The sequence below is a fragment of the uncultured Microbulbifer sp. genome (assembly GCF_947498635.1).
Taxonomy (GTDB): domain Bacteria; phylum Pseudomonadota; class Gammaproteobacteria; order Pseudomonadales; family Cellvibrionaceae; genus Microbulbifer; species Microbulbifer echini.
The window spans coordinates 84,616-95,683 of the sequence record NZ_CANMKV010000018.1; the positions used below are offsets into that span (position 1 = coordinate 84,616).

7 protein-coding genes are annotated in these 11,068 nt (G+C 48.4%); 5 read left to right on the forward strand and 2 right to left on the reverse strand.

Annotated features, from left to right (window positions below):
* Window positions 1-200: 200 nt before the first annotated feature.
* From Q1A69_RS11355 to Q1A69_RS11375, 5 genes are all read left to right on the forward strand, one after another.
* Entirely contained in the window at window positions 201-1,157 is a 957-nt protein-coding gene (locus Q1A69_RS11355) for a metalloregulator ArsR/SmtB family transcription factor (protein ID WP_299585284.1), read from the forward strand.
* A 71-nt stretch (window positions 1,158-1,228) separates the two neighbouring features.
* Window positions 1,229-2,449 (forward strand): methionine adenosyltransferase, encoded by a 1,221-nt coding sequence (metK, locus tag Q1A69_RS11360; protein ID WP_299585286.1) that lies wholly within the window; start codon window positions 1,229-1,231, stop codon window positions 2,447-2,449.
* 88 nt (window positions 2,450-2,537) lie between these two features.
* Window positions 2,538-3,923, forward strand: a complete 1,386-nt coding sequence (ahcY, locus tag Q1A69_RS11365; protein WP_366525575.1) for an adenosylhomocysteinase — start codon at window positions 2,538-2,540, stop codon at window positions 3,921-3,923.
* 61 nt (window positions 3,924-3,984) lie between these two features.
* Window positions 3,985-4,824 carry a methylenetetrahydrofolate reductase [NAD(P)H] gene (gene metF / locus Q1A69_RS11370; RefSeq protein ID WP_299585290.1) on the forward strand — a complete coding sequence of 280 codons (840 nt, stop codon included), beginning with the start codon at window positions 3,985-3,987 and terminating at the stop codon, window positions 4,822-4,824.
* Window positions 4,825-4,891: 67 nt separating this feature from the next.
* A complete protein-coding gene (locus Q1A69_RS11375; RefSeq protein WP_299585292.1) occupies window positions 4,892-5,554 on the forward strand; it encodes an RluA family pseudouridine synthase in 663 nt (220 codons plus the stop codon).
* 869 nt (window positions 5,555-6,423) lie between these two features.
* Here Q1A69_RS11375 and Q1A69_RS11380 read toward each other — a convergent pair.
* On the reverse strand, window positions 6,424-9,378 hold the full coding sequence (locus Q1A69_RS11380) for a TonB-dependent receptor plug domain-containing protein (RefSeq protein WP_299585294.1): 2,955 nt from the start codon (window positions 9,376-9,378) through the stop codon (window positions 6,424-6,426).
* Window positions 9,379-10,811: 1,433 nt separating this feature from the next.
* Window positions 10,812-10,937, reverse strand: a complete 126-nt coding sequence (locus tag Q1A69_RS11385) for a hypothetical protein (protein WP_299585296.1) — start codon at window positions 10,935-10,937, stop codon at window positions 10,812-10,814.
* Window positions 10,938-11,068 lie beyond the last annotated feature (131 nt).

Here is an 11,068-nt window from a genome sequence, read left to right on the forward strand (position 1 = left end):
GCAGCGACAAAATGGGGGCGTATTTTCCCGTAAAGGCCGGCCCTGCGCAAAGGCTTGCGGGGGAAATTGCAGGTAAGTGAAGCATTAATTACTCGCAGCATAAGCCGGAATTGGCTTTCTGACATCTACATCAAAATAATTTTATGAAGCTATATCAAAATTCTTTGATATAGCTTTGTGTGCCTGCTAGACTCGTCCGCATGTCTGAATCCCAGCCCATCCCTGAGCCCGATAGCAGCGTAGAAATCCCCCAGTTGGCGGCGACCTTGAAGGCCGCAGGTGATCCCCTGCGCCTGGAGATACTGCGCCTGCTCAGCCAGGACTCCTATAGCGTGCTGGAACTGTGTCGTATTTTTGAGTTGCGCCAGCCGGCCCTGAGTCACCACCTCAAGGTGCTCGCCCAGGCGGGGCTGGTGAGCAAGCGCCGCGAGGGCAATAACCTTTTTTACCGGCGCACAAGTGCTACCCCGCTGCTTGCGCAGTTGTTCACTAATTTGGACCAGTTGCCCTTGTCCTGCGCGCGGGTACAGTCGGTGGCGCGTATCTCCGAGGAGCGCGCCGAGGCTTCTCGCCGTTTCTTTGCCGATTACGGCAACCGGTTCCGCGAACAGCAGGAGCTCATCGCCAGTTACAGCGCATATGGCCCCCAGGTGGCGCAACTGCTGAATGCCGGTCGCCACGCTCTGGAAGTAGGGCCCGGTGAAGGGGAATTCCTGCAGGAACTGTCCCTGCGTTTTGCCACGGTAACGGCACTGGACCTGTCCTCAGCCATGTTGGAGCGGGCGCAGGCATTCGCCGATGAGCAGGGCCTGGCCAATATCGAATTTGTATGCAGCGATACCCGCGCCGCAGCGGCGCGCCCGGCCAGTGCCGACAGCATCGTCGTGAATATGGTGCTGCACCACACCCCCGACCCCGCGCAGATTTTTCACGACCTGCAAGGTGCATTGAAAAGCGGCGGTCAACTGCTAGTGGCAGAGCTCCAGGCGCACGGTCAGAACTGGGCGCGGGAAGCCTGTGGTGATCTGTGGTTGGGTTTTGCTCCGGAGCAGTTGAGCGACTGGGCACAGAGTGCCGGTCTGAAAGATGGGCGCAGTGTCTACAGCGCCTTGCGCAATGGTTTTCAGATCCAGATAAGAGAATTTGTAAAGCCCTGACGACAGCCCGATCAATCGCCAGGACCAGAATTTTGCTAACCGCCCGCGGCGGAACACATGGAGACTCTCACATGAGTGAATACAAACTGTTTACATCGGAATCCGTGTCTGAAGGGCACCCGGATAAAATTGCCGACCAGATTTCCGACGCGGTATTGGATGCTTTGCTGGCCCGCGATAAACAGGCACGCGTTGCCTGTGAAACCCTGGTGAAAACGGGTATCGCGGTCATCGCCGGGGAAATTTCTACCTCTGCCTGGGTGGATCTCGAAGAGTTGGTGCGCAAGGTAATTACCGATATCGGTTACACCTCTTCCGATGTGGGTTACGACGGGGAGACCTGTGGTGTGATCAACGTGATTGGCAAGCAGTCCCTGGATATCGCCCAGGGTGTCGATCGCGCCAAGCCGGAAGACCAGGGCGCTGGAGACCAGGGCCTGATGTTCGGCTACGCCACCAACGAAACCCCGACCTTTATGCCGGCGCCGGTCTACTACGCCCACCGTTTGGTGGAGCGCCAGGCAGAAGCTCGCAAGTCCGGTCTGTTGCCCTGGCTGCGCCCGGATGCCAAAAGTCAGCTCACCTTCCGCTACGACGAGCAGGGTCGTCCCTGCGCCATCGACGCGGTGGTGCTCTCCACCCAGCACAATCCCGATGTGAGCCAGGCCGACCTGCGTGAGGCGGTAATGGAGTTGATCGTGCACCACACCCTCCCGCTGGAGTGGCTGCACAAAGACACCAAGTTCCATATCAACCCCACCGGTAATTTTGTGATCGGCGGCCCCGTTGGCGACTGCGGCCTGACCGGGCGCAAGATTATTGTGGATACTTACGGCGGCTCCGCACGCCACGGCGGCGGCGCCTTCTCCGGGAAGGACCCCTCCAAGGTGGATCGCTCCGCAGCCTACGCCGGCCGTTACGTAGCCAAGAATATTGTTGCCGCAGGCTTGGCCAAGCGCTGTGAAATCCAGGTGTCTTACGCGATTGGGGTAGCCGAGCCCACCTCGGTTGCTATCAATACGTTTGGCACTGGTGCGGTTTCTGAAGACAAGCTGGTGGAGCTGGTGCGCGAGAATTTCGACCTGCGTCCCTATGCTATTTCCAAGTCTCTCGACCTGCTGCACCCCATGTACCAGCTGACGGCGGCCTATGGCCACTTTGGTCGCGATCCCTTTACCCACACCTACAACTGGGTGGATGGCAACGGCCAGGCACGTAGCGAAACCTTCACCGCCTTCCCCTGGGAAAAAACCGATAAGGTCGATGCCCTGCGTACTCAGGCGGGCCTGTAACGTTTGAGAGTACCGCGGAGCAGTATTTTTGAAGCAATCTCTACTGTGTCGCGGGAAGCAAGTACCAAATAACTGGAACCGATAAAGAATGAATCAAATGAGCACTGAATTTAAAGATTTTAAAATTGCGGATATTACTCTGGCCGAGTGGGGTCGCCGCGAAATCGAAATTGCCGAAGGGGAAATGCCGGCGCTGATGACTCTGCGGGAAAAATACCGCGCAGATCAGCCCCTCGCTGGTGCGCGCATCATGGGTTGTATCCACATGACAATCCAGACCGCGGTGCTGATTGAAACCCTGATTGCGTTGGGCGCCGAAGTACGCTGGTCTTCCTGCAATATTTTCTCCACCCAGGATCACGCCGCTGCCGCCATTGCCGCGAGTGGTATCCCGGTATTCGCCTGGAAAGGTGAAACCGAGGAAGAGTATGAGTGGTGTCTGGAGCGGACGGTGGGTGCCGATGTCGCCGGCTGGCGACCGAATATGATTTTGGATGATGGTGGCGATCTCACTGAGCTTCTGCACCGCAAATACCCCGGAATTCTGAACAACTGTCACGGTATCAGTGAAGAAACCACCACCGGCGTACACCGCCTGCAGGATATGTTGCGTGACGGCGCTCTGAAGGTGCCGGCGATCAACGTCAACGACGCGGTGACCAAGAGCAAAAACGATAATAAATATGGCTGTCGTCACAGCCTCAACGACGCTATCAAGCGCGCTACCGACCACCTGCTCGCCGGCAAGAAAGCGCTGGTAATCGGTTATGGTGATGTGGGTAAAGGCTCCGCCGCCTCTCTGCGTCAGGAAGGCATGATTGTAAAAGTTTCCGAAGTAGACCCCATCTGTGCCATGCAGGCCTGTATGGATGGCTTCGAATTGGTATCTCCCTACATCGATGGGATCAACACCGGCACCGCAGAAGGCATTAATAAAGCGTTGCTGGCCAATACCGACCTGATCGTCACTACCACCGGCAACGCCGATGTGTGTGACAAGCATATGCTTTCTGCCCTGAAAAGCGGCGCCGTGGTTTCCAATATCGGCCACTTCGATAACGAAATTGACACCGCCTTTATGCGTGAGAACTGGGAGTGGCAGGAAGTAAAACCCCAGGTGCATAAAATTGTGCGCAACAGCGAAAACAATGATCACTTACTGCTGTTGTCCGAAGGCCGTCTAGTTAACCTGGGCAATGCCACCGGCCACCCCAGCCGTATTATGGATGGCTCTTTTGCCAACCAGGTGCTCGCTCAGATCCACCTGTATGAAGAGAAGTTTGCCGACCTGCCCTCTGACCAAAAAGTGCCTGCTCTGTACGTCAAAGTACTGCCCAAGCACCTCGACGAAGAAGTGGCGCGCTACATGGTAGAAGGTTTCGATGGCGTGATCACACGCATGACGGAAGAGCAGGCTAAATATATCGGTGTTTCCGTAGAGGGCCCGTTTAAGCCGGAAAGTTATAAATACTAATACCCTCAGCAAAGGTGCCGGCTGTGCTGGCACCTGAATTTCGGAGGGCCTGGAAAATATAATGAAAAACCCCATACGCATCAGTTTCGAATTTTTCCCACCCAAAACCCCCGAAGGTCGCGCAAAGCTGTACAAAACTCGCGAGGCTTTACAGGCGTTTAATCCCGAATTTTTTTCCGTCACCTATGGTGCTGGTGGTACCACACGCGAAACCACCGCCAATATTGTTACCAACATGCGCAAAGATGGCATTTCTATTGCGCCGCATTTGTCGTTTGGTGGTGATAATGAAGAAACTATACTTGGTCTTTTAAATACCTATAAAGAGGCTGGAATAAACCGCATCGTAGCCCTGCGCGGCGATATGCCCTCGGGGATGGGCGCAGTGGCTCAATTGGTCTATGCGAATGAGCTGGTCGCTTTTATTCGCCGCCATACTGGCGATCACTTCCACCTGGAAGTCGCTGCCTACCCGGAAATTCATCCGGAGTCCAATAGCTATGACGATGATATACGCTATTTAAAAGGTAAGTTTGAGGCGGGAGCCAATAGTGCCCTGACCCAGTATTTTTATAATCCGGACTCCTATTTTTATTTTTTAGATCAATGTGAGAAGGCGGGAATCGATGCACCGATTTATCCCGGCATTATGCCAATTCTCAATTTTGATAATTTGGTGCGCTTCTCTCGTAACTGCGGAGCTGAAATCCCACGCTGGATGAAAAAGCGCATGGAGAGTTATCGCGATCCAAGTGATGCCCGCAAGTTGGGTATGGAAGTGGTTACCGACCTGTGTGAAACGCTGTTGGAAGGTGGTGCACCAGGGCTTCATTTTTATACGATGAATCAGGTGGGAGCCTCAGAGAGCATTTTGCAGGCTTTGGGCTTAGATGCACGCTAGTCCACTAATGATATTTAGTTGCACAGAGTGTTGGCAGTATTGTTCTGCATGTTGTGAGATCTAATCAATGCGAAAATATTGCCCGCCTATTGAGCCTTTCCTCTCGATAGTTTACGAAGACTCCTCCTTGTTGGTTTTAAATAAACCCAGTGGACTTCTCAGTGTGCCCGGGAGGGATTTGGCTCACAAAGACAGCCTGACAAGCCGGGTGCAACAAAGTTATTCAGAAGCTTTAACAGTGCATCGACTGGATATGGATACTTCAGGGCTAGTAGTTATGGCGCGGAGTCCGGAAGTCCATCGAAAGCTCAGTCGTCTTTTTCAAAATCGCGAAGTCGATAAGACCTACCTTGCCAGGGTATGGGGTGTCCCCGCTGCGGACTCGGGCGAGGTGGATTTGCCGCTGATCTGCGACTGGCCCAATAGGCCGCGGCAGAAAGTGGATTTTGAGGTGGGTAAGCCCTCTTTTACCCGCTGGGAAAAAATTTCCAGCTCGAAAGAGAGCAGTCTGTTGCGCCTGCTACCGGTCACCGGTCGTTCTCATCAATTAAGGGTACACATGCAGGCGATAGGTCACCCGATACTGGGCGACCCATTTTATGCGAATTCAGAGGCCCTGGCTGCGGCGCCCAGATTGTTGCTCCATGCTGGCGCTCTGAGTTTTAATCATCCGGAGACGCAGGAGCGATTACACTTTACCAGCGAATTGCCAGATTCTTTTTCTGCTTGATATTTTCAGTAATCGCTCACAGTACATGATTATGTTAGGCAATAAAAAGGGCGATCTACTGATCGCCTTCGTTGATACTGCCGCTGCCCTGTTTACCAGAAAAGCTAATGTCTAGATTCTCGCAATAACCGATACACTTGGCGACAGCGAAGGAGGCCTGCTGGCTGCAGGCTGGTTAGCTTCCACACAAACAAATCAGGAATTCCATAGGCACCTACGCCAGCCAGTTGCCCCTGAAAGAACGATATCAGATCGAGGCAATGTAGAACTAATCAGCCTGAGCCATTACGCAATAACTCAATCGTTCAAACAAAACTAATTCCGCGAGCTAAGCTGTTGTAGCCCCTACAGTGTGTAGAGCGTCCACTGACAGGTACTGCAGCGGCGGCATGGAGTGCGTAAGTACGCTAAGTTCGATTTCGTTATGAAAGCGCAAATCGATCATCAGCTGAAAAACTCAAGCCCCGAGCAAATTGCTGAACGTATGCGGCTTGAGAAGTGCGACAAAACAGTTAGCTGTTCTACCATTGATCACTGGGTTAGAAGGCTTGACTGGCGGCTGCGCCTATCGCGAAAGGGAAAGCCCTATCATAAGCGTACGGGTCCTGGGTCAGGGTGAAACTCATATTAGGTAAGCGTGTTTCACTTATGTTGGCAATCTAGGATACATCTCAAAGTTGAATATAGGTTTTCTTAGATGAGAAACTAAAAATATTCGGATTTGTTCCATGGTATAGCTACCTGCTAGCAAGAATGGTAATTTGTTTAATTGCATTAAAATTGACAGGTTATGAGATATTTATGAGAGAAAAATAAGGCGGGAATCTTAAAGGTTGAGCCCATAAGAACCCAACCTTTATCTTTATTATTTAAAATTTATAGTTGATGCCAGCGGTTACGTAACGTCCTAATACATCGTATACACCAATTGCTTCAAATGAATTGACAGCTTTTGGTGGCTTTTCATTAAAGACATTTCGCACAGATAGACTAGCCTGTATATTATCGTTAATTTGGTAGCCTAAGTATGCATTATTAAGCCAATACTCGGGCACAACCTTGATATCACGAGATTCTGCTGTATCATCGTTATTAACATTAGCTTTTCCAACATACTGTGTTTGCCAGTTTGCAGTCAGGTTATCCAGTGTGTAGGTCAAGTTAATTTGACCCTGCCAATCTGAAAAGCCGATTTCACCAGCATTCACCTCGAGATCTGTCCCCGTAACAGAGTATTGTTGTTCCTTAATATGATAAGCCATTAGCCCAAGGTCAAAATTACCGGGTACATTCCAGGTGTTCAAATCAAATTTATATGAAAGATCAGACTGAACACCACGGAAATTATAGAATCCGGCATTTTTGAAACCTGTTTTAAAGTCGATGATTTGGAAGTTATCATCGCGTTCAAAAGCTCCACAAGCTGAATTACCTTGTTCGCCGTCGTAACAGGCCTCCATTAATACTGTTAATGAGAGGTTTTCAATAGCATTCTCAATGTCAATATTGATCCAATCTACAGTCAGCTCAAGGCCTTCCGCAAATTCTGGGGCCCACACAAAGCCGAAAGTAGAAGCCTCAGCTCTCTCATTTAGCAAATCTGGATTACCACCGGTTTTGCCGGTCTTGGTTCCGTTTACAATTTCTGATTGCCAACTATTTGAATCATAATCAAATCCTGCTTCAGAAGCTTCCGCTCTACAATTGGCAAGACGTTGAGCTGGGTTTTCTCCCTGACCTATATAGCGCATATCACATGGATCATCGGCGTCAAGGAAAGTTTCGGATATTGGAAGTAGGGCTTCCGTTACGGCAGGAGCTCGGATTGATTCCGTTATATTTCCTCGCAAAGTAACAGACCCTAGCACAGGGATATCAAGTATAATTCTGGAGCCAATGGACCAAGTATTATCACTTCCTGCTTGAGAATGATCTACAGTCCTCCAGGCTCCTTCTAATTCCATTCCAGAAAGACCCACAATCAAATCTGATGGAATTACAGGTACTAAGAATTCTGTATAGAATTCCTTAGTATCGAATCCACCAGTGAGGGGGGATAAGGCAGCAGAGCGACCAAGGCCTTGGCGCATGAAATCGTCTGGGCGAAATTCAGAGTGCTCATCACGAATTTCATAACCGAAAGCCATGGAAAGTGGTCCAGCAGGCAGGTCAATAATTTCGCCGCCTATGTTGGCACTTATAATTTCTTGCTCAAGCTCGCCATAAGTGCGCCCTATTGTGGTGACGTACTCAATAGCAGCTTGATCGGTGACGACACCTAGTACATTTAGTGGGACGCAGTCAGGATCTGAAGAAACACATACGATATTACCACTTTCATCTGTGGTTACATCTAAAGCCTTTTCATAATTGGTCTGAACTAATTGAGTTCTCTCAGTAACAGAGTCAGTCTTTCCTTTGTTGTAACTGAGATCCCAATTCCAATCTCGCCCTGCAAAGGAGAAGTCACCTTCTAAGCCAATCACATAACGAAACATCTCATTTTCGCCACCGGTATATCCACTTTGAGAAAGGTCGTTCATCCCTTTATGCAAATAGAAAATTCCATCTGTAACAATACCGTTATTGATTAGAGTTTGGCGGTCTGTAGCGCTTAAATAAGGGTTATCGATAGAAATAGGAAGTGCCGAAGAGTCGCCACTAAACTGTGCGGATTGATAAAAAGGTTGGGAGTTTGGATCGCTTGATTCAGAAGTAAAGTAATTAATTTCTGCGAAAGCTTTAATGTTTTCTGTAATATCAAAGTGACTTAATGTATTAAATATGTGTCTTTCGATGGGGGCCCTAATTGAGTTATAATCTTGCAGTAATAGGCCATCACCACCTATAAAATTAATAGCATTCCCTGAAGGGGTTCCGAGGTTGAGCGGTGCTAGCTGCCCTTCGTTATTGAACCCAAGAGGGTTGCCATTAGAGTCTTTAATAATATTTTTGTCGAGAGCAAAAAGTGGGAATCCACCTGCGGGAGTAGGAATACCTTCTTTAGTTATTATTGGTATAGCACGTCCCTTGTCAAAGATTCTATCTGGAATACCGTCATTAGGGCCTTCACTTTCAGGGTTTTCAAAAAAGTAATAATAATCGCCCGTAAAGTCACGGTCATTCATTAATACAGCATCGGTCTTGTTGTATTCGTAGCTTGTTACGATATTTCCCCGGCCATCAAACAGGTTTTGACCGAAAGTAATTGATGCCATATGATCGCCTGCATCTTTTTCACGATCAGCGAAACCACTGGAAAATTCGGTTTCCACACCCTCAAAGTCATCTTTAAGGATGACATTGATTGTCCCGGCAATAGCGTCAGATCCATAAATTGGAGCGCCACCAACAGAAATGACTTCAACGCGATCAATTAATGCAGTTGGAAGAGAGTTCAAGTCAACTTGTAACCCTCCAGTTGCACCAAATGCTGTTGGGGCATTCGCAGATACAACTCTTCGACCGTTAACAAGGGTAAGAGTCCTTTGAGATCCTAGGCCATAAAAATCTGCAAAGCTTTGGCCAACATTACTCGCATCTGATTCTGCCAAGCTAGTACCAGATGCCGCCATCATGGGCAAACTATTCAGGGCATCTGACACATTGGTAAAACCATTTGTCTCAAAAAATTCCTGTCCAATTGTAGATGCTGGTTGCATTGTGTCAAAGCCAGCTCTTGGAATACGGGAGCCAGTTACAATCACCTCTTCAATCTTACCTGCTTCCTGCCCCTCGGCTAATAGGCTATCTTGTGCATTGGCTAAAATAGCCGGCATACCTACTGCGATTGCGAGTAAAGTCTTTTTGAAATTACTATTCATTGCTTTTCCTTTTAGATGCTATATAAGGGACGATAGCTGTTCATTTTGGCTCGAATTATTTTTTGCCTTGAACATAATTTTTATTCTCACTCGCCCAATACCTAGACGAATAACATACAGGTCTCCTCTAATTTTTATAAAGGTATAACATTGTCTTTATTTATGTTGAAGAAAATTCTCTATTGCGAAGCCAAGCCTAAAGTGGTTGAAAAAAAGTCAAAGTTAAACGTTTATCTTATCTTTTGCATCTTATCAAGTGAAATAGAATAGGGCCAGTCATTGGTAGGCTTTGAAAATCAACCAGTATGGCTCGTAAATAATGCCTGAGGAATGCCATTAGAAGTCTTTAAGAGATTTATCTGAGTTAGTCATTTATAATGTGGCTAAGCATCCTGATGGATACTCTTTTAGCTATACTTTGTGGGTATAGATGAGCTGAGAGAGAAGCCAACAGTGAACATCTAGAATTTATACATAGCTTCTTTAGAGCACCCTAGATTGATAATATATGTGACTCAAGCTTGCTCAGAGAGTGTTCAAAACTCTTTGTTAGTCGGTCTCAAAGGCTGATGTATTCCCCTAGCGGTCAAAAAGTGTATCCTCAAGTGTGGCAGTTCCAGATTCAAATTTGGACATGGATTGCCCAGCTTTGAGTATATCTGCGTAAATAAACTACAGTAAACTGTACTCATTGGTAGAACTGTCTGTGTACAGACTCTACCGCATTAGTCGTTTAGATCGGATTGCGGATATGTTCCGGGTATTTAAAGTAGATCGAGAGAGTTGCTTATTTTCCGCGCCACGACCTAATGACCACCGGATATTTGTCAGTCGACTCCCTCTCCAGCTCGTCCAGGGTATGCTCACCGGCATTGAGCGTAGAGGTTTTTGAGATTGGCTATAAAAGCCTTCTGATTTTTTTAGCCACATACTTCAGCGAGTTGAGGATCTGGTGGATGATGCAGTTCTGGACTCGGTTTTGGGACTACTTTCTATAGTCTTAGGGATTCCTTACATGCCATAAATATTAGCAATGAAAATATCTTTACTCCTATGGTTGTGGAGGTAGGTGAAAGTGTTCAGTCAGTGATGTGCCTCCCCCCCTAGATTGGACAATTTGATCCCCAGAATCGTGTAAATAGTCTTACTAATATAACTGTCACTCACCTTGCTTTTATAGTGGTTTGTATCAAATTTGGCAATGGGGGAGGCTGCTCCCATGTCGCACTCACTACAAGCCTGAAGTTCAGGAAGCAGCTTGTCTGTAACGGTGTTGATGGTGTCGTTATAAAGTTCTATTTTATAGATAACGGCAATGTTTGTGCGAATTTCCTGCTAGCTATTTTCCAGGACAAATAAAGCGGTGATCTTACGGTCCAGTTCACCAGTAAACTGAGCCTAATGTTTCTTGATGACTTGAGGCTCGAAGCTACCTAAGGGATCTTTATGGACTTTGAGGTGCTGCCACACTTGCGATTGGGCCTATCCTCGCTGGTGAGATGCCCCTCCAGCTCGGCCTTGATCACAGCTTTGGTGAGCTGTTTGATCAGAGGGGACATGAGTCATCTTTGTCACCGAGATCCTTGCTCTCATACAAAATCTGGCTGACGGCATCCTAGATTCCCATAACAACCGACACACTTGGCAATAGCGAGAGAGGCCAGCTGGCTGTAGGCTAGTAAGCTTCCAC

Bases quoted from the DNA above. Each gene is read 5' to 3' on its own strand.
- Q1A69_RS11385 (WP_299585296.1), bottom strand. From the start codon at position 10,937: ATGTCCCCTCTGATCAAACAGCTCACCAAAGCTGTGATCAAGGCCGAG.
- Q1A69_RS11355 (WP_299585284.1), top strand. From the start codon at position 201: ATGTCTGAATCCCAGCCCATCCCTGAGCCCGATAGCAGCGTAGAAATC.
- Q1A69_RS11375 (WP_299585292.1), top strand. From the start codon at position 4,892: ATGCGAAAATATTGCCCGCCTATTGAGCCTTTCCTCTCGATAGTTTAC.
- metK (WP_299585286.1), top strand. From the start codon at position 1,229: ATGAGTGAATACAAACTGTTTACATCGGAATCCGTGTCTGAAGGGCAC.
- Q1A69_RS11380 (WP_299585294.1), bottom strand. From the start codon at position 9,378: ATGAATAGTAATTTCAAAAAGACTTTACTCGCAATCGCAGTAGGTATG.
- metF (WP_299585290.1), top strand. From the start codon at position 3,985: ATGAAAAACCCCATACGCATCAGTTTCGAATTTTTCCCACCCAAAACC.
- ahcY (WP_366525575.1), top strand. From the start codon at position 2,538: ATGAATCAAATGAGCACTGAATTTAAAGATTTTAAAATTGCGGATATT.